The following is a 20,093-nucleotide window of genomic DNA, read 5'->3' as shown; positions in this document are numbered from 1 at the left end:
CTGCACGGGCAAGTGGAGGTGGGCGTTGCGACGGGGCGATCTCCTCGGAGAACGCGAACGGTACGAGCTCGATCAGGCGATCGGGCGCGGCGGGATGGGCGAGGTGTGGCGCGCCTACGACCGCTTCCTCGACCGGCGCCTGGCCGTCAAGTTCACCCGCGTGTCCGACGAGTCGCTCGTCGGCCGGTTCGAGCAGGAGGCCCGCAGCACGGCCTGGTTCGAGCATCCGGGCGTCCCGACCGTGTACGACTTCGGCAGCCACGACGGATGCTTCTACCTGGTGATGCAGTACGTCGAGGGCACGACCGTCGACCACGTCCTGGACGCCGAGGAGCGCCTCTCCGTCTCGTGGGCGTCGCTGATAGCCGCCCAGGTGTGCGCGGTGCTGAACGTCGCGCACCAGCGTCCTCTCGTGCACCGGGACCTCAAGCCCAGCAACCTGATGCTGTGCCCGGACGGATCGGTCAAAGTCCTCGATTTCGGTGCGGCGGTGGGTCTCGGGCCAGGCGATGTACGCCGCACCACCACCGGCCTCGGCGCCCCCTACACGCCCGGGTACACGGCCATGGAGCAGGTGTACGGCAGCCCCAGCCCGCAGAGCGACCTGTACTCGCTCGGCTGCGTCCTCTACGAGATGCTGTCCGGCCGCCAGGTCTTCCCCGGGAAGACGCCCTACGAGGTGCTGCGCCGCCATGAGGAGGAGCCTCCGACCTCGCTGCGCGTCCTGCGCCCGGACGTTCCGCCCGCGCTCGACGCCCTCGTCATGCAGCTCCTCGCCAAGCAGCCGGGCGACCGCCCGGCCAACGCCGACGAGGTATACCACCGCCTCCTGGAGTTCGTCTCGTCCCTGGAGCCGCTGCCGGGAATCGTGGACACGTTCGTCCCGCCGCACCTTTACTCGACCGCCGTCAGCCGCATCCGGATCACCGGCACGGCACCCGTGGCCCGTCCCGAAGAACCGGTGGAACTGCCCACGTTCGACGAGGTCGTCCAAGCGCGCGCGGAAGCAGGCGACCTGGCGGAGGAGGGCCGCTACACCCAGGCGGCGGAACTCCTGTCCGGCCTGACCGAACCCGCTCGCCTGGCCCTGGGGGAGGACGACCCCGAGTACATGGGTCTCCGCCTGGATCTCGCAGAGGCCCTCTTCCAGGGCGGTGACTACCGCCGCGCCGTCTACGCCTACCGCGCCGCCGCCGTGACCCTGTCGGAGTTCTACGGGCCGGACGACCCGCAGGTGCTGAACTGCCGCGAACAGGAGGCGGTCAGCCAGGCCCACCTCGGCGCAACCGACACCGCCCTCGCCCACCTGCAGGAACTCCTGGACGACGTCTCCCCGGGCAGCCCCTACGACGCCCTGACCCTGCGCATCCGCGAACGCGTGGCCCGCCTGAAGCTGGCCGCGGGCCGCACGGACGAGGCCCACAAGGAGCTCACCGACCTCCTGGCCGACATAACCGGCCTGTACGGCGACGACCACCCGCAGGCGGTCGGCCTGCGGACCCTCCTGTACGACCTCAGCCAGGCAGGAACGGGCTAGGCGACCCCGCGTACGACACATAGAGATGGTCGCGCGCTCGCGTGCACGCCACGAACAGCAGGCACCGCTCCTTCTGGACGTCCTGCGCGTGCGCCTTCGGGTCCTCGTCCTCGGGCGTGATCGCCTGCGCCGAGGGAAGCGAGTTCTCATCGGCGCCGATGACGGCGATGCACCGGAACTCAAGGCCCTTCATCCGGTGCATGGTCCCGACCTGCACGCCCGCCGACTTGCTGGGCACCTGGTATGCGGGGACGCCCTGCTCCTTCAGCCGCTTGACGGCCTTCTTCACGACCCACCCGTACCGATGCGCGACCCCGATCGCGCTGGGCTCCACCCCGTCGTCGAGCCAGCTCCGGACCTGCGCGACGAGCCCGTCCAGCTCCGCGTCCGCGTCCGGGTAGGCCCTGACCACCGGCCGCCGCCCGTGGATGGGGGAGCGGTACCCGTCCAGCGTGTCCGCGGAGTCATCGAGGCCCTGGGCCGGTGAGAGCCCCAGGAGCGGCACCGACCAGGCGAGGATCTCCTGCGTGGTCCGATAGTTGATCTTCAGTTTCGTGCTGCGGCCGCGCACGTTGATGCCGAGGCTCGTCAGCGAGACGTGGCTGTCGTAGATCCGCTGGTGCGGGTCCCCGACGACGAACAGGTCGTCCGGCCCCACGGGCACCAGCCGGCGCAGCAGCCGCCACTGCGTGGGGTGGATGTCCTGGGCCTCGTCGACGATCACATGGTCGTACTCGGGCCCCTCCACCAGATCCGCCGCCTCGTTGGCGAGCTGCGGGAATGTCGACTTCCCTTCCGCGGCGAGCCCGTCCACCACGTGCCGGACCGCCCGCCACACCACCGACCGCTGCGCCTTCCCCAGCGGGACGCCGCGCCCCGTCCGCGTGCACGCGAGGTAGCCCTCCTCGCTCTCGATCTCCTGAGCGAGGATGATCTGCTCCCATTCCCGGTCGAGGAAGGACGGCGAGAACGGCGTCCCGTCCGCCGCCTCCTCCCACAGCGGGTCGAGCACGTCCGGACCGGCGATGACGGGCTTGTGATGCCGCCCCACGATTCCGTAGGAAACGGAGTCCACGTTCTTCACGTGAATCCGTTCCCGCACCTCCGGATCGTCCACGAGCAGCCCAAGCTGCTTCTCCAGCGCCTCCGCCAGGTTCCGCGTGAACGTGGTCAGCAGAACGCGCCCGCCTTTGGACGCGAGGAACTTCGCCCGGTGCAATGCCGTGACGGTCTTCCCCGTACCGGCCCCACCGGTCACCTGGGCCGGCCCGCTGTACGAGGCCCGGAGCGCCACGCGGCTCTGCACCGGATGCAGGAAAATCCGCCAAGTGTCGAAAGGATGGGCCAGCACCTCGCGCAGTTCTTCGGGCCCGTTGACGAAGACGACCTTGCCCGGCGTCCTGCGCATCGCGGTGACCAGGTCGTCGGGATCGACGGCCGCCGGCTTTTCCTCCACCGGCAGGCACTGCGCGACCTCTTCCCACGCCTGCTGCACGTTCATGCCCTGCGCCAGCGCCAGCAGAGCGATGTACTGCGGCTCGGGAAGCAGTTTCTCCATCGCCTGCAGATGGGCCTCTTCGGTCAGCAGCTTGACGACCGGGATCAGCTCCTCATCGATCCCGAGCCGCACCAGATCTCTGTCGAACACATGGCCCAGCAGCCGGTAGTTCGTCCCCTCCGCGACCTTCTCCAGCGCCGGCGACATCTCCTCGATCGCGACCTGGTCCCGCACCTCCAGCACGCCGATCGCCTGGTTGACCGAGAACTTCCGGCTCCTCGCCCACGCGATCGCGTCGTCATGCGCCATCACGGCGAGCAGGCAGTACACGTCGCCCTTCTCCGGCGCCAGCACCACCCCGCGCCAGAACTGGTCGATCCGGATCGTCCGGATCCGCGGGTCCTTGGCGTTGTTGAGCTTCTCCAGGTGCAGCCCCGCATGGGTGTGCTCGGCGAACTTCGCGATCGCCGCCTCCACGCCCTTGCGCACTTTCGGCTCCAACTTGGCGTACTGCGGCATGAACGAATCCGCAATAGCAAGCTGAGCCACCCCGCACCGTCCTTCCACCAGCCCTGACACGCTGTCAGGTCCGAACATCCTAGGAGCCCCCGGCCTCCGAGAAGATTGAACCCCGTACAACCCCCCGGCCGCCTCCGGACAACCCCGGAACTCGACCACCACGGCGGAGGCCCTCGACGAATCACCCGATGCCGGTGGACGCCGCCGGCTCGGCAGGGCATCCTCTTCGTTCGCCCGCTGATCCTCTCGCCCGCTGATCGTCAGACGGCGCGGCCATCGACCATGGCGCTCGGCAGGACGAGTGCGGAGGTCACGATGAGCGGCGGCTTGGTGGACATCTGGGCCTGCCGGTCGAGCAGCGCCAGCCGGCCGCGGAGCCGCTGGTCGATCTCGACCGCCTTGCGGCGGAGGCTCTCCGACGACTGCTTCGGCTTCTCGCCGGCGCGCTCCCTGTCCGCCGCGGCGGCCGCCTCGGCGAGGAGCCGGTCGCGTTCCCCTTCGAGCCGCCCGGTGACGAGTTCCCGGGTCCGGGCCAGCTCGGCCGACCGCCGGGTCCGGACCTCGGCGAGATACGCCGGCAACCGGTGGGCGATGATCCAGCTCTTCGCGCGCTCTTCGGCGTCGGCCGGCCACGGCAGCGCCTTCGCCCTGCTCACCGCGGGCGAGTCCGGGGCGGCGGCGTGGTCCAGGTACGGCGCCGGCCCGGCGGGGACGACCGTTCCGGACCTGTCGACGTAGGCATGGCCGAAGCGCCGGGCGATGGAGGCGCCGGTGCCGTCCGCGACCTCCTCGACGACGCCGACGAGGAGGTGCGGCTCCCGCAGCGCCGGGGACACCAGAACGGTGCCGGCGTTCAGGGCGCCGCCGAGGTGCCGGAGCGTCTGCTCCATCACCGCGTCGTGCAGCGGATGCCCGGGGGCGAGCAGGTCGACGTGCGCGGAGCCGTCCGGCGGGACGAGGGACAGGTCGAACGCGACCCGCTCGTAGCGGCCGAAGACGGGACCTCGCCCGCCCGCCCGGATGTGAGGGGGGACGTCGACGATCTCGTACTGCCCTCGCCCGCGCTGGACCATGCGCCCGCCGAGCCTGGCGAACGCCTCCTTGAAGGCCGCCTCGACGTGGTGGGGCCGGAGCCTGCGGGCGCGGGCGTCGTCCATCGCCGCCCGCAGCTCGGCGAGGTCGGCGTCGGCGAGGTGCTCCGCCGCCAGCGCCCGCTCGGCGAGCAGCTCCCGGAGGCCGTCGCCGACCGAGTGGTCGATGACCTGGTGCATCCTGGCCTTCACCTCGGGGCGTTCGCCGTACTGGACGGCCTCCATGAGGAGGTCCCGGAGCGGGGTCTCCGTGAAGGCCTCGCCGAGGACGTCGAAGACCCTGCCGCCGTACGCCCGCCGCTGCTCCTCGATCTTGAGGAGCAGCCGGGTGAAGACCTCGCCCTCGCGCGTGTTGGACGCGACGAGGTTCCACAGCCGGCAGACCTCCTCCTGGCCGATGCGGTGGATGCGGCCGAACCGCTGCTCGATGCGGTTGGGGTTCCACGGCAGGTCGTAGTTGACCATCAGGTGGGCGGCCTGCAGGTTCAGGCCCTCGCCGGCGGCGTCGGTGGCGACCAGGACGCGGCAGCCGGGGTTCCGGGTGAACTCCTCGGTGATCCGGCGGCGCTCGATCCGGGGGACGCCGCCGTGGATGGCCGCGACGGCGCCCGGCGCGCCGATCAGCGAGCCGATGCGCGCGGTCAGGTAGCCGAGGGTGTCGCGGTGCTCGGTGAAGATGATGAACTTCCGCGGCCTGCCGTCCGCGTCCGTGGTGAGCGCGTTGTCCCGCAGGATCGCGGACAGTTCGGCCCACTTGCGGTCGGTGCCCTGGCGCCGGACCCGCTCGGCGGCCGCGGTCAGCTCGGCGAGCTCCCGCAGTTCGGCGTCGAGTTCGGCGACCGTCTGCGCGGCGGTGGCGGCGTCGAGCAGTTCCTCTTCGAGTTCCTCGACCTCCCCGGCGCTGTACTCGTCGGCGTCCAGCCCTTTCAGGTCGAGCGGGGGCTCGGCCTCCCGGTAGGTGCCGTCGAGGATCTCCTGCCTCTTGCGCTGCAGCCGCGCCGACCTGCGGACGAGGCTCCGGTAGATCGCCTCGGGACTGGACGCCAGGCGCCGCTGGAGGACCGTCAGCGCGAACCCGACCGTGTTCCGCCGCTTCCCGCCGACCCGCTCGGCCCGGTTCATCCCTTCGCGCACGTAGGACGTGACCCGCTCGTAGAGGTCGTACTCCAGCTCGGTGAGCCGGTAGGGGACGGTCTCGGCGATCCGCTCCGGGAACAGCTTCCTGCCCTCGAAGGTCAGCAGATCCTCCTTGATCATGCGGCGCATGATTCCGCCGGTGTCGGCGGGCGCCCTGCTCCTGCCCTCGAACCTGTCCCGGTCCAGCAGGGTGAGGAAGAGCTGGAAGTCCTCCTCCTTGCCCGAATGCGGGGTCGCGGTCATCAGCAGCAGGTGGCGGGTCAGGCCGCCGAGCAGCTCGCCGAGCTGGAACCGCTTGGTCTTCTCCACCCTCCCGCCGAAGTAGTGGGCCCCCATCCGGTGCGCCTCGTCGACGATCACCAGGTCCCACTCGGTCTCCTTCAGCAGCCCCTGCAGCCGCTCGTTGCGGGACAGCTGGTCCATACGCGCGATGAGCAGCGGGTTGCGCTCGAACGCGCCGGCTCCGGCGTGGGCGTCGGCGAGCTGGTTGGTCAGGAGGGCGAACCGGAGGCCGAACTTGAAGAACAGCTCGTCCTGCCACTGCTCGACCAGCCCGCCCGGCGCGACGATCAGGCAGCGCTTCACGTCGTCGCGCAGGATGAGCTCCTTGGCGTAGAGCCCGCCCATGATCGTCTTGCCGGCGCCCGGGTCGTCGGCCAGCAGGAACCGCAGCGGCGTGCGCGGCAGCAGCTCCCCGTACACCGCCCGGATCTGGTGCGGCAGCGGCCGCACGTCGCTGGTCGTGACCGCGAGCATCGGGTCGGACAGGCCCGCCAGCGTGATGCGCTGCGCCTCCGCCGCGAGCCGGAAGTCCCGTGCGGGCGCGTCGAAGGCGCGGCCGCCGGACCGCGCGACGCGGAGCCCGCCCTCGTCCTTCCGGAAGACCACCCGCTGCCCGAGGGAGCCGTCCGCCGCCTTGTAGGTGAGTTCGAGCGCATCGGCGCCGTGCCACTGCACGGCGATGACGGTCAGCACCTCGGCGGGGATGAGCCCCTCGATGCGCAGGCCCGGCTCAAGCTCCTCAAGCAGCACTGAAGACTCCCTGGCGGACGGCGGGCGGCCGCTACTCTGAGATCCGGCAAGTCAGGTTCCGGGCCCAGTGTCGGCGTTCGGGGCTCATCTCCGCAAAGACCTACCGACGCTCTGGCATGGAACGAAACGAACGACAGCACCTCCGCGGCGCACGCGACGAGGTCGCCGGCTGGGCCGGCCGGGCCCGCGCCGTCCTCGCGCACCGCGACGAGATCGCCTCGGCCGCCGACAGTGCCGCGGGGGCGCTCCGCCGGGCCGTCGTGAACGTCGGATGGGACGGGACGGTCGCCTGGCGCGCCATGCCGCTGCGCCCGGCCGACGGCCGGCTCCTGGCGCAGACCGCCCGAGCGCTGCACCAGCCGCCCCTGGCGCCCGGCGAGGAGGAGACGCTCCGCCGTCTCGACTCCGAGGTCGCGCGAGCGCTGCACGACGCGAAAGCCCTGTTCGGCGCCCGGCGGCTTCTCAGCGGCCGAGCCAAGCGCGATACGGGCGAGGGCGCGGCGCGGTTCCTCTGGGCCTACCGCGCGTGGGGCGCCTCCGCCGGTGTCCCGCACCTTCTGCAGCGCCTCGGCTCGCCGCCCAACGGGATCGCCCAGGTCGACGTCGCCGACGCGCTCGCCGACTGGGTCGGCCTCGGCCCGCGGATCGCGGACCTGGGGCAGCCGATGGAGGTCGTCCCCCGCACGGTGGTCGCGGACCTGCCGGACTCGATCAGAGCCATCGAGGCCGCGCTCCGGGACGAGGCCCGCTTCCGCGCGGCCGCCGTGTCCGCCGGGCAGGCCGTCCGCATGTCCGAGACCCGGCGCATGCTGGCGGACATGCCGGTGGAGCGCCTCAAGGACGCCACACGTGACCGGCTACGCATCGGCCCCCTGACCGACGCGGGGTTCACCACCGTCCAGTCCGTGCTGGATTTCGGCGCCCGGCTGGAGCACCTGCCCGGCATCGGACCCACCACGGCCGCCCGGATGCGCGGCGCCGCGCAGACGCTGTGGCAGGTCACCTACGACGAGATGCCGGTCCGCATCGACATCAAGAACCGCACCGCCGAGACGACCGAGCTGCTCCGCCGCCTCGGGGCGTGGGACGCCGTGCGCGGGACGAAGGGCGCCACGACCGACATCGCGCGCGCCCGAGCGCTGGCGCCGCTCGCGTCGGCTCTCACCGCCGACGTCAGTCACCTCATCGTCTTCGCCGCCGGCTCGCAGCTCGCGGACTTCCGGGAGACGGTCGCCGCGGTCGGCCGCCGCGCCCGCTCCGTCACGGGCGCGGGCGGCGCGGCGCCGGGCGACCCCTGGGACGACTTCACGAGCCGTCCCGCCGACTATTTCGCCATGCTGTCCGAGCTGGGCTTCCTGACCGAGGACGAGCAGAAGGCGCATGGGGACCTCCCCGACGACATCGTCGAAGCGGTCCGCCGCCTCCAGCTCGACACCGAGTACCTGTCGGCGTCACTGCGCGGCTACCAGAGCTTCGGCGCGCGATTCGCGCTCGTCCAGCGCAAGGTGATCATCGGCGACGAGATGGGCCTGGGCAAGACCGTGGAGGCCCTCGCCGTCCTGGCCCACCTGCGGGCCAAGGGCCACCACCATTCGGTCGTGGTGTGCCCGGCGGCGGTGGTGACCAACTGGGTCCGCGAAATCTCCGCGAAGTCGTCGCTCCGCCCCCACCGGGTGCACGGGCCGGGCCGCGAGGGCGCGGCACGCGACTGGGCCCGCAACGGGGGAGTGGCGGTGACCACGTTCGAGACGCTCGCCTGGTTCGAGAACGCCGCCCCGATGCCCGGCCTCGGCTGCGTCGTCGTCGACGAGGCCCACTACATCAAGAACCCGTCCGCCAACCGCACCCGCCGGACGAGGCGCGTGATGGACGCCGCCGACCGCGCGCTCCTCCTCACCGGAACCCCGCTGGAGAACCGCATCGACGAGTTCCGCAACCTCGTCGGCTACCTGCGCCCCGACCTGCTGGTGGACGCCGAGGAACTCGCGCCGCGCCGCTTCCGCCGCCAGGTGGCGCCGGCGTACCTGCGGCGCAACCAGGAAGACGTGCTCACGGAGCTGCCCGAACTCGTCGAGGTCGAGGAATGGCTCCCGATGTCGCACGAGGACTCCCTCGCCTACCGGAAGGCCGTCTCCGAGGGCAACTTCATGACGATGCGGCAGGCGGCGATGCTGCAGAACACGTCAGAGAAGGTCCAGCGGCTCATCGAGATCGTCGCCGAAGCGGAGGACAACGGACGCCGCGTCATCGTCTTCTCCCATTTCCGCGCGGTGCTCGACAGGCTGGTTCAGGTGCTTCCAGGCGAGGTCTTCGGCCCGCTGACCGGCTCGGTGCCCGCCGCCGCGCGGCAGTCGATAGTCGACCGGTTCTCCGCGGCCGGCCACGGCGCCGTCCTCGTCGCCCAGATCGTCGCCGGAGGCGTCGGCCTGAACATCCAGGCCGCCTCGGTGGTCGTCATCTGCGAACCCCAGCTGAAGCCCACGACCGAATGGCAGGCGATCGCGCGGGCGCACAGAATGGGGCAGCTCGAATCAGTGCAGGTCCACCGCCTCCTGTCCGAAGAAGGAGTCGATCTGCGCGTCACCGAGATCCTCGCCCGCAAACGGGAGCTGTTCGACGAGTTCGCGCGCATCAGCGAGACCGCCGCCAGCGCCCCCGAAGCCGTCGACATCTCCGAAGCCGACCTGGCCCGCGAGGTCATAGCCGCCGAACGCGAACGCCTCTTCTCCCAGCCTCCCCCGCCCCCGTAGGGGCGCCGCGTGCACGAGACCGCGCGCACCCACGACGCCCGGCTCCCACCCTGACCGTCACCGCCGGCATCGACAGGCCGGTCACCCTTGCTCCGCCACCGCCGGCTGCCCGCTCGCCGGCGCGCGGATCGTCCCTTGGACGTCGACCCGCCCCGGGCGGTCATGGATCTCAGCCGGTGCCGGGGTGGTCGGCCTCCGACCGGTAGGACGGGTGGTCCTCGTCGGCGATTCGGGCCATGTGAAGCGGGACGGGCCAGCGCGTGCGGCCGTCCCAGGAGACCGGCTGCGCGCACAGCCGGGCGGCGAGCGACACGGCGGCCTCCTCCGGGAGCCGCCCGGCTCGCGCGACCACGAACTCGGTGCCCGTGAACGAGTGCCACGGCTTGCCTTGCAGCGCCTTCTTCTCCGGCGGCAGAGTGAAGCGCGTGTACGCGGCTCCGCACCGGCCGTCGGCCCCGGACTCGTAGGTCTTCGACGTCCGCCCCAGCAGCCAGCTCCGCGTGCCGTCGTCCCCTTCGTGGACGTAGATCCGCCCGTCCGGCTTGGCGGGCTGCCCCGGATCGGCGGGCCGCCGCCCGCCGGCCGCCCGGTGCACGGGACGCGGGATCTCGTGGTCGTCCGCGCAGACCCGCACGACCGTGATGCCGCCGGCGTCCGGAAGCCCGTCGCCGGGGAGCGTGCCGGCCCCGAGTCCCGGGTTGCTGAGCCCGGACCACACGCGGCGGCTCGCGTCCGCGTCGATCATCACGACGACCGGGTCCTCGTCCAGCCGGGGAAGCGTGTCCAGGGCCTGGTCGACGAGGTCGCGCAGTTCCTCGAAGGACGCCTGCTCGCGGCTGATCTCCGCCCCGATGGGCCCGGCGTGGAAGGCCGCGACGCCCTCGGCGTGCGGACGCCATCCACGGCCGGGGACGTACATGTGCATGTCCCACGGCCGCGACGGATCGGGATCGGCGTGCACCGCCACCAGCGATGCCACGAGCGTGGGCCGTGCCTTGGCCGCGGCGGCGTTCTGCCGCCGCACGTGCACGCCGACGAGCCGGACCGGTCGGTCCAGCGCGTAGGGCTGCATGACGGTGGCGTCCCGGAGCCGGCCGTCGCTGAAGCCGCCGACCCGCATCAGGTCCTTGAGCGCCGCCTCGGCCGGATGGTCCCGCTCGTCCGCCGCCGGCCGTGCCGCGACGAACTGTGAGGCGACCCCGAGCCCGGCCAGCGCCCGCCGGAGCGGCCGCTTGGCGTCGGGCACGCCCTCGTCCTCGTCCGCGGGGTAGATGGTCTCGACCAGCGCCAGGACGAGAGTCCCCGGTTCGGCTTTCAGCATCGGTGCCTGGGAGAGCAGGTCCGGGGCGTCCGGCCGGTCATCGCGCAGCAGCGCCGCGACGTCGTAGCCGACGACCTCGGCGCGCCGGGTGAGCCGCTGCGCGACTCCCAGTTCGGGTGTGAGGCCGGGCACCTCGGCGTGGCGGTACTTCTCCAGCTCTCCCCGCAGCCGCCTTCGCATCTCGGGCGTCCCGGTCAGCGTGACGATGCGGAGGCGCCCGTGCCCGGCCGCGCCGATGGCGGCGTCCAGCGCGTCCGCGCCGAGGCGTGAGCCGTCGGCCGACGCCCGGACCCGCACCTCCATGCGGCGCGCGCTCTTGCCCGGCCCGGTGAACGGCCGGTACGTGAGCGGTTCGGCGTTCAGCAGTTCCGCGGCGTGCTCGCCGAGCCGCAGATACGTCCGCGGCCCGACCCCGGAGCCGATCGGGTGCTCGGCGCTGGTCGCCCGCCCCGCCCGGACGCGGTCCGGATGCTCGCGCAGCACGTCCGGCCCCCAGGGCAGCGCGTCCAAGCCGCAGGCCGTGACGATGTCGGCGCTGAAGTCGCCGAGGACGCTCCACCCGCCGTCCGGCCCCTTGCGGTATCCGACCGGGAGCCGCAGAAGGGCGCCGCCGCCGTGGTCCCGGCCGTGGTCGATCCACACCTTCCGGACGTCGTAGAGCCGGTCGTGCAGGCGCGTGAGGCTCGCATCGAGGACGCACACGAGATCGCCGACGCCCGGCACCGTCTTGATGTGCGGGGTGACCCGCATCAGCGCCCGCGCGTCCTCCCGCCCCCGCCGCGGCCTGGTGACCGGGTCGTCCCAGGCGACGAGGGAGCCGGCGCTGTCGAGCCGGAACGGTACCTCGCGCCCGTCGAAGGCGACGGGCCGGGCGGCCAGGCGCCGCGCCACGACCCAGTGCAGCACCCGGAAGATCCACGGCTCCGGGGCCACTCGCCCGGCGGCCGGCCGCGCCACGGCGTCGCCGAGGGATGTCCGCAGCGGGGCGACCCCGGCCAGCAGCGGCGCCAGCACGTTCGTGTCCGAGCCGCGGCACAGCCGTTCCCACTCCCGGACGGCGATACCGAGGATGCCCGGGTCGATCGGCTCCGTTGTCACCAGCAGGACGTCACCGTCCCGCCGCCGGGTCCGGGGGAGGATGAGCACGGGACGCCCCGTCGTCGCGGACAGCGCGTTGGCCAGCGACGCGTGCGGCGCACGGGCGCGGTCGTTCCTGCCGCGCCACCGCTTGCCCAGGTCGGAGAGGGCGTCCATGACCCCGGCGGGCAGCGGATACACCCACAGGTCGCCGAGCGTCTCGGCGGGAAGCCGGAAAGCGGACGTCTGCAACATCGTCACTCCTCGGGGGAGGGACCGGCCGCGCGCCGGTCGGCGAATTCGAAGAAGGCCCGCAGGGTGGGGCCGTAGAGGCGCAGCAGGCGGTCGAGCTCGCCGGACGCGGCCCACGCCTCCCGCAGTTCGCGGATGAGATGCGGCAGGTCCGACCTGCCGCGCGTGTCGAAGAAGGCGTGGTCGACCAGGTACACCTTGCCGGGGGTGCCGCCGCGGCGGGCCCGGCCGACCAGCTGGACGAGCCCGATGACGATCTCGGCGACGACGCCGTGCTGCACCCAGCCCGGCTGCGACCGGAAGAACTGCGCCGACCGCACCACCTCGTCGAAGTGCCGGCCCGCCCGGCTGATGCGCCGCCTGAGCCGGTCGAGCGGCTCGTCGTCGCGCCGCCGCTGCTCCGCCCACAGCCGGTGGTTGATGTGGGCGAGCAGTTCGGTCGGCTCGTCGATGATCGGGATGGGCCGGACGACGAGATAGATGGCGCCCAACGCGGAGACCGCCCCGTCCAGGATGTTGACCCCGCGCTCCACGGTGGCCAGCGGCGCGATCAGGATGCGGGCCCCCGTCGACGGGAACTGCTCCACCTCGTCCGCGGTGAGCGTGTGCCAGCGCGAGTCGGCCATCACGTGCTCGTCGTCCTGCCTGGCGACGACGCACAGCGAACCGGACGCCGCGCCCGCCCGCACCATCCCTTCGGCGAGGTCCAGGCAACTCGCGTAGGAGGTCGTGGCGACCAGGATCAAGTCACGCCCCGGCGTCCCCGCCCGGTCCCGGTTCGCGGCCAGCCGATCCAGTTCCGGCTGGAGACTCGCGCGATGCAAGGACTCGCCCAGCTCCCGCAGGTTCAGCTCCCGCTGCCGCCCCTGGACGCCCGAGACCCGGATCGGCGTCCGGTCGCCGGTGAACGCCTGCGCCGGGAGGACGGTCACCCCGGTCGGGTCGGTGTCGGGCACACTCCACGTGGGCGCGGTGTGCACATGGTGGTGCGGCGCACCGGGGAAATAGGAGGTCGCCGACAGCCCGAGGACCGCCCTCGGCACCCCGGCGCGCGCACGCGCGGTGAGTTCCCCGAGATACAGCACGTACCCGTGGGGGTCGCCGCCGAAGGCGGCCATCGACAGCTTCGACTGCCGCGGCGACTCGGGGTCGTGGCGCTCCTTGAACGCCAGGAACAGCCGGCCGAGCGGGCTGCCGGGCATCGCCGTCCACGTCGTCAGCCCGCCGAGCGCGTCGGCGACCTGCTCGGCGGACTCGGCGCCGACCGCCCGCAGGTGCGAGGTGTGGACGAACAGCTCCTGGAGCCGCAGGCGCAGCGGCTCCAGGTAGGCGCGGCGGACCATGCGCTCGGTGAGGGCGCCGCGCTCGCGGTCGTCCGGCACGACCGGCTCCAGCAGCCGGGCGAGCCGCGCCAGATGCGCCGGCAGGATGGCGTCCCGGCAACCCGCCGAGATCGCCCGCAGGATCGAGGCGATCTCACCGAGGACACCTTCCCGGTCGGCTTCGGAGACTCCGGCGAGCCGCAGCGCGCCGGCCGCGTCGGAGACGGAACCGGTGTAGAGGTCATGGAGTGCCTGCGTCTCCTCCGGCGCGACGTCCCGCTCGTCCGGGGCGAGCCCGAGGAGCCGCGCGGTGATCCACGCGTCCTGGCCGCGCGGGACGATCCAGTGGTCGGTGCGCCACCCCGGCCGGTGCGCCCTGACCGGCTGGAGCCAGCCGTGCGCGAGGCTCGCCGCGTATCCCATGGACAGCAGCTGCAGATCAGACAGGATCGGGCGGACCGCCCCGTCGATCTCGGCGGGCACCTGCCCGAACGCGGTGCGGAACTCGTCCTCCAGCGTGTGCAGCGGCGTGGTGTTCGGCCCGTCCGCGAGGACGAGATGCCGGGCGCTGCGGCCGATCACCGCCGCCTGGAACTGGTCCAGTTCGTCGATGGCGATGAGCCGGCAGTGGCGCAGCAGGAACTCCTCCACGCTGAGCCGGTCCGACGTCGCGGGCGCCGCCCCGCCGGAGGCTTCGAGCGGGATGTGCATCCGCCCGGTGAAGAACGTCTGGTGAGCGGTGACGATGACGTCGGCGCCGGCGGCCTCCCGCATCAGCCGGAACTTGCCGCACCCGGCGAGCCACGGGCAGGCGCGCGGGCTGCCCGGCCGGTCGTCCCCGCCCGGACGGGCCTCGCGCAGGTCGCGGCACGGTTCGTGCCCCGGCCGCCACGCCTCCACGTCCGCGTCGGTCTCGGCGGACGCCGCGAGCGCGCATCCGTACGACAGCCGCTCGTACGCCCAGGCGCCGAACCCGTCCGGGTCGTCGACCGCGGCCTTCTGCGCGTCGTCCATCAGCCTGGCCGGCGACAGCAGCGGCGTGCAGGACGCCGGGATCCCGAGCAACGACAGGTTGCTCTCGATGCGGTACGCCAAGCGCAGCGCCGCGGCACGGGTCGGGACGACGAGCGCGGCCGGCAGATGCCGTTCGGCGGCGAGCGTCCCCATGACTTCCAGCAGCACCGACTTGCCGAACCCGGTCGGCGCCTGGAGGATCTTGGTGAGCCCGCCGGCGCCGATGCGCAGCGCATCGCCGGCGGCGTCCCCGTTCCCGTCGACGAGCCTGGCGAACAGTTCGTTGATCCGCGGCAGCCGGTGCCGCTCGCCGCGGACGGCGTCGATGCGCCGGGCCATGTCCCACAGGCGATCGGCTTCGAAGACCACCTCGTCCAGACGCGGGGCGTCCGCTACCGGCAACGCCGTCTGGGGTTGCGGGCTCAAGTCGGCCAGGTCGTAGACGGCGCGGGTCGTGGGCGTCGCGGCTCCGTGCGGCCCGGTGCGCAGGATCGTCCTGTACCGGCCGGGGGCGGCGGTGCCGGTGACCCTGGCGCCGTCGCGGTGCAGACGGCGCAGGTCGTCCAGCAACCTGTCCGCGTGCTCCAGCGCGGGCAGGCCGTGGTCGGGCTTGAACGGTTCGCCGGCCTGCCCGTGGTAGCCCGCCAGGCACCCGGATTCGGCGGCCCTCCTCAACGCGGACGCGAAGAACTCCCCGCTGGCGAGTTCGTCCGGACGGTGCCGCAGCAGTGCGCACACCCTCTGCCGGTCGTCCTCGTCCAAATCCCAGTAACCGGGCCACGCGTCGATCCGCCCGGTGAGCAGCAAATGGGCGTGCGCCTCCGACACGGTGCCGTCCGGGTGGGGAAAGAATGCCTCGCTCAACGCCAGCGCGCACGAGATGGAGGTGCGCTCACGCGCGCGGCGCCCCCCTCCGCCCGGGCGGCTCATCGTGACCTCCCATCACTCGAGGCGACCCGCCGGATCCGGCGGTAGATCTGGTCCTCCGTGCTGACGCCGGTGCCGGGGAGCAGGCGCCGCAGCTCACCGGCCTGGTCGCTGCGGTAGCGCGGCAGGACGAGATGGTCGGCGGCGATCGGCCGCTCCTCCAGCTTGCGGGCCAGCGCGCGGGCGGACGCGTAGTCCTTGACGTCCAGCGTGAACTCCCACGTCCCGTCTCCTGCCGACGTGACCCGGATGTCGTACAGGTCCTTGCGCGGATACAACTCGGCGCGCACACCGGGCAGCGCGGCGATCCGGTCGTGCAGCCGGACCTCGACCACACCGGGCACGACGATGAACCGCCACACCGACTCGTCGACGCACACGGCGCCGTCCGCCGGACGCCTCTTCGGCGCACGCCTGGCCCCACCGGCCGGCTGCAGCGACGGCGGCGCGGACGACACCGTGTAGACGGCCTCGTGGCGAGGGAAGTCGCAGCGGACCATCGCCCCGCGAACCCGCATCGGCCACCGGCAGACCGGACACGGCCACCACGACCCGTCCCGCTGCCGCTCACCCGGGATCTCCCCGTAGGGGACGAGCGGCGGCAGGCCGAGTTCGCTCCTCGCCGCCACCAGTTCGGTGAGCACCCCCGCCGGGTGCTCGGTGATGAACCGCCGTCCCCGGCTGTACTCCTCGTCGCCGCCGGCGAGGAGCGCCTGGAAGGCGGCCTTCTCGATCTGCTCGGCACGATGCACCCGCCACCCCGGCAGCCAGCCGGCCCCCGGGTCGTCCTGGCCGGCCAGGACCTCGGCGGTGTAGTCGCAGCCGATCTCGAACGTCGCGTCGGTCAGCTGGTCGTCCCCGTCGAGGACGACCAGGTCCCGGGCCGCGGCGTCGCAGCCGGGCAGCCATGTTCCGAGCGGCCGGCGGAGCGCCGCGACCAGTTCGGCCGGCGTCGCCGGGCCACGGCCGGGCCCGCACGCCCGCATGATCACGCCGGTCATCCGGGCGATCTCCGCCCACGCCTCCGGCCGCTCCCGCCGGACGCTCCAGGCGTGACCGGCCCGGATCGCCGCCGTCACCGCGCGTTCCAGCGCCACCGGCGCATCGTTCACCGTGTTCGCCATGGTCCGGGCTCCTCAGAACGGGGGCGGCTCGTCGTCCGCGCCGGGGTCGGCGATGCCGTCGGACACCGCTCCCGCGCGGTCGCTCACCGGTCCGGCCGCGTTCAGGACCTCTCCGGTCCGGGGGTCGATGCGCACGCCGTCCACGACGATCGGCGCCTTCGGGTCGGCGGGGGCACGGTCGGGACACCACTGCGCGACCGGGCAGGTCCGGCACCAGGAACCCGGGTCGGGTCTGAACACGCTGTCGGCGTGCCACCCGGACACCATCCGCCTGATCTCCCGCGCGGCCGCCTCCCGCACGGCCGGGTCGGCGGCGTCGAACGACAGGACCTCCGCCGACTCCGGCGTCAACGTCTCCAGCTCGACGGTGCCGGTCCCGTCCCCGCCGAGGACGCCGTGCTCGATCAGCCGGACGGCCAGCGCCAGCTGCGGCACCCGCGCGAACACCTCGCCGGCGTCACCGCCCGGCACGGCCACCAGAGTCGTCTTCTGCTCCCGGTACACGACGCGGCCGCCGATGTCGCGGATCAGGTCGGGATAGGCGATGACCACCACGTCCGCCGCCGGGTCATAGGCCGCGACGGTCGGCTCCGCGGTGACGTGGCCACCCGCCCCCAGGGAGCAGGACGCGAGGTGAGCGACCAGGTACGGCCGCGCCTCCCGGTACTCCTCGGGCGTCATGACCGCCGCCGCCAGGCCGAGGTCGTCCGCGTCGCCGTCCGGGAGGTCGGCCGGGGTGCACGCGCGGGCGGGGACCCGGCTGTGCGCCGCCTCCAGCCACCGGTGGACGGCCCGGCCGCGCCGCGCCGCCGAACCGTCCGACCAGGTAGCCGCCGGAAGATGCAGTTCGCGGAGGTGGGCCTGCGCGGGGCAGACGAGATACTGCCGTCCGGTCGTGACCGACCACGTGCGGCGATGCGTGCCGCCGCCGTTGATCCCCAGCAGCCCCGGCGCCTGCGGCAGCGCGTCACAGGACGCCCGCGCCTTGCAGCCGGCGCAGTCGGAGCCCGGCCGCTTGACGTCGGCGAACACGATGTCGGTGACGAGGTGCCGGGTCTTCTCCCGGTAGCCGCGGCGGATCTCGGCTGGCGTGTCGTCCACGAGGACCCGGGGCCGCACCCCGGCGGCCAGCACCACCTCCACCACCCGAACCCGCGACGGTTCGCGCTCGTCGGGAACGACGCTGACCGGTATGTCCCGGTAGACGTTCCCGGAGGCGCGCTGCCCCGCCGCCGCCACGAAGGCCAGCGCCTGGTTGGAGGGGGCGTCGCGCTCTCCGGCGCGCCCCATCCGCAGCCGCCGGAACTCGCGGACGTCGCCGTCCGCCGACGTGTACCAGCGACCCCACGCGGTGAGCATCCGCCGCTCCGCCGCCGACTCGTACTGGACGACCCGGGGGAGCGGGTCAGGGACGAGCGCGACCCCCTGCGCCTCGAGGTCGTCCGCGATCCATTCGGCGGCCTGGAGATAGGCGTCGCAGGCGTGCCTCACCCAGACCACGACGCCGGGATGGACAGCCGAACGGTTCCCGCTGACGACGCTGTCCACGGCGGCGTCGGCGGTCATGTCCCGGTACTCGACCAGGTCGAGCGCGGCCTGGACCAAGCCCAGCGGGAACGTCTCCCAGGGCGCATACCGGCGCTTCTCGTACACGCGCGGCCGGAGCAGAGGCCGGGCCTTGAGAGCGGTGTGCTGGGGGCAGTGCCTGCCGTCCAGGTCGAGCGCGCTCGCCGAGAGCCGGATGACGTGCGGCTCGCCGCGAAACCCGTCAGGCGCAGTCCAACGTTGTAATGTCATGGCGTCAAGTAGAGCACACGTGAACTCAATCAACCTAGAGTTTGAGGAAAAATGCACACAGTGCCGGAGCGGCTGACTGTGGCCGCCCTGTCTTGCCCCACGTCACCCTGCTGATCGCCGCCGGCGTTGGCCGCGGCAGACCATCGAGGCCGGGCTGGTGATGCGGGAGCCCATGCTCCGTGCGCCCGGCCGGGCTGCCCCGTCAGGTGGCGCGACGAGATGCGTGGCAAGTTCGGGGTGGACTACCGCCGACACCACAGCTGTCATACGGAGCGGCGACCCGAGTCCCCGTCGAACTACGGCTCCAGGAATACTTGATGCGGGTAGCCGGGATCGAGGGCCACCGCGCCCTCCACCAGCAGTTCCCGGCCGCGTACCATCTCCCATTTGGCGCCGAACCCTCTCGCGGCCTCAAGCGCCAGCAGCGATGTGAAGGCCACACGTTCTCCCTCCGGCCGGTAGACCAAGGTATCGGGGAACTCCTCACGCAGCCGCTCGATGGAAGCCTCTCGTGCCGCGCGGAACAAGGAGAAGTTGAAGCTCCGGAGTGCGCCTACGGGAAGCAGCGGCCCTTTCTTGTCGACGTACAGCAGCACGTCTTCACCGACCTCGGTAGAGATCTGCTCCAGGGAACTGGCGCTCCACCCCCTGAAATCGCTGGACTCATCGAAGTCGAGTTCGATCGGGCCTGTACTGCTCACTCCGAGCATGCGGAAGTCGTCGAAATCCCAGGTCGCCGGTCTGCCGTCACCCCGGACCGGCACGACGAGTTCCTTCGCGTCCATGAGAGATTCGGCAAGTCTGAGCCGACGCCCCTTCAGCATGGTCACCTGCCGCATCCACTCCCGGGCGCTCGCGCTGACATCCCTGGTACGAACGCCGAGGGGAGTCTCCCGCTCGAAGGAAGCGAGAATATTCGCCCTGTCCGGACGGAGTTCGTGACGAACACCGCCGTCCGCGGGGTATGGAAGCCGATGGTCGAATCCCAGGCGGCTGATGTCCTTGGGAATCCCGTCCGGGAACGCTTCGCAGAAGTAGATGGACCCCGTATCCAGCGGGTCGTGGCTCTTCTCGGGGTCATAGTCCGGATCCGGAACCCACTTCAATCGGATGCAGGAGTCGCAACTGCTCAGCGGCGGGATGATACTCGTCATCGCTTACCTTTGAAGTGCTCGTCGATGAACCGACCGATGGCCGTGATATCGAACGCGGATGAGGACTGACCCGCCACTCCGCAAAGCCTTCGCCAATCATTTCGCTCGCGTTTAGTCTGCCGTACGTCCCCAGGCCCTCGTCCGGCATTCGCCGGTCGTTGGGGATCGTCTGCCACTTCCAGGCCCTCATGCGCCCATCCACGGGCCCCCTGAAACCGTTTCGTTCAACCGAGCACAGGTGACCCGTTGTCGTGAGAATCACGACCGACTGGTCGGCCTGACACGGAAGTCCGGCCGGTCTTCGAGCGGGTGGAGACGCCCTGCACAGCAGGTCGTCTATCGCTGCTCGCTTTGCCGTGCCGCAAGCCACTGCTCGGTGTAGGCGGTGGCCTCTTCGATGAACTGCTCCAGACCCGCCCGATCGAAGTCCGCCTCGCCGACGAGGTAAAGCAGTATGTAGACCTGAGCTATCACAGCGGCTCTTAGGTCGTTTGGCACATCGGCCTTGAACGGAGGCGCGTCGACAGCACGACGGATAATG

10 protein-coding genes are annotated in these 20,093 nt (G+C 72.0%); 2 read left to right on the top strand and 8 right to left on the bottom strand.

All coding sequences use genetic code 11. The features are described from left to right. The first annotated feature begins 25 nt into the window (after positions 1–25). Positions 26–1,537: a protein kinase gene (locus ACIWVC_RS13845; protein ID WP_396447713.1), complete on the top strand. Its 1,512-nt coding sequence runs from the start codon at positions 26–28 to the stop codon at positions 1,535–1,537. Here the strand turns inward: ACIWVC_RS13845 and ACIWVC_RS13840 are convergent. After that, complete coding sequence (locus ACIWVC_RS13840) at positions 1,515–3,584, bottom strand: UvrD-helicase domain-containing protein (RefSeq protein ID WP_396454196.1); 2,070 nt, start codon at positions 3,582–3,584, stop codon at positions 1,515–1,517. The genes ACIWVC_RS13845 and ACIWVC_RS13840 overlap by 23 nt on opposite strands. 230 nt (positions 3,585–3,814) lie before the next feature. After that, complete coding sequence (locus tag ACIWVC_RS13835; RefSeq protein ID WP_396454195.1) at positions 3,815–6,814, bottom strand: DEAD/DEAH box helicase; 3,000 nt, start codon at positions 6,812–6,814, stop codon at positions 3,815–3,817. 116 nt (positions 6,815–6,930) lie between these two features. On the opposite strand from ACIWVC_RS13835, the gene ACIWVC_RS13830 reads away from it, so the two are divergent. After that, the gene (locus ACIWVC_RS13830; protein WP_396454194.1) at positions 6,931–9,564 is read left to right on the top strand and encodes an SNF2-related protein; all 2,634 of its coding nucleotides are present in this window, start codon (positions 6,931–6,933) and stop codon (positions 9,562–9,564) included. A gap of 169 nt (positions 9,565–9,733) precedes the next feature. Here ACIWVC_RS13830 and ACIWVC_RS13825 read toward each other — a convergent pair whose 3' ends face one another. The 6 genes from ACIWVC_RS13825 to ACIWVC_RS13800 form a co-directional block, all read right to left on the bottom strand. After that, positions 9,734–12,217 (bottom strand): RNaseH domain-containing protein, encoded by a 2,484-nt coding sequence (locus ACIWVC_RS13825; RefSeq protein WP_396447709.1) that lies wholly within the window; start codon positions 12,215–12,217, stop codon positions 9,734–9,736. Between the two features lie 2 nt (positions 12,218–12,219). Beyond that, complete coding sequence (locus ACIWVC_RS13820) at positions 12,220–15,480, bottom strand: hypothetical protein (RefSeq protein ID WP_396454193.1); 3,261 nt, start codon at positions 15,478–15,480, stop codon at positions 12,220–12,222. Further along, positions 15,477–16,601, bottom strand: coding sequence for a hypothetical protein (locus tag ACIWVC_RS13815; protein ID WP_396454192.1), 1,125 nt, complete (start codon positions 16,599–16,601; stop codon positions 15,477–15,479). Before ACIWVC_RS13815 ends, ACIWVC_RS13820 begins: the two co-directional genes overlap by 4 nt. 12 nt (positions 16,602–16,613) lie before the next feature. After that, on the bottom strand, positions 16,614–18,398 hold the full coding sequence (locus ACIWVC_RS13810) for a PD-(D/E)XK nuclease family protein (RefSeq protein ID WP_396447705.1): 1,785 nt from the start codon (positions 18,396–18,398) through the stop codon (positions 16,614–16,616). 296 nt (positions 18,399–18,694) lie between these two features. Continuing rightward, positions 18,695–19,552 carry a hypothetical protein gene (locus tag ACIWVC_RS13805; protein WP_396447704.1) on the bottom strand — a complete coding sequence of 286 codons (858 nt, stop codon included), beginning with the start codon at positions 19,550–19,552 and terminating at the stop codon, positions 18,695–18,697. A gap of 336 nt (positions 19,553–19,888) precedes the next feature. After that, positions 19,889–20,093: hypothetical protein (locus ACIWVC_RS13800; RefSeq protein WP_396447703.1), on the bottom strand; the 205-nt coding region annotated here is incomplete at its 5' end.

This window comes from Actinomadura sp. (genome assembly GCF_044508335.1).
Classification (GTDB): domain Bacteria; phylum Actinomycetota; class Actinomycetes; order Streptosporangiales; family Streptosporangiaceae; genus Spirillospora.
Note: the sequence above shows the minus strand (reverse complement) of the source record. Positions and strands in the feature narration are given on the sequence as shown.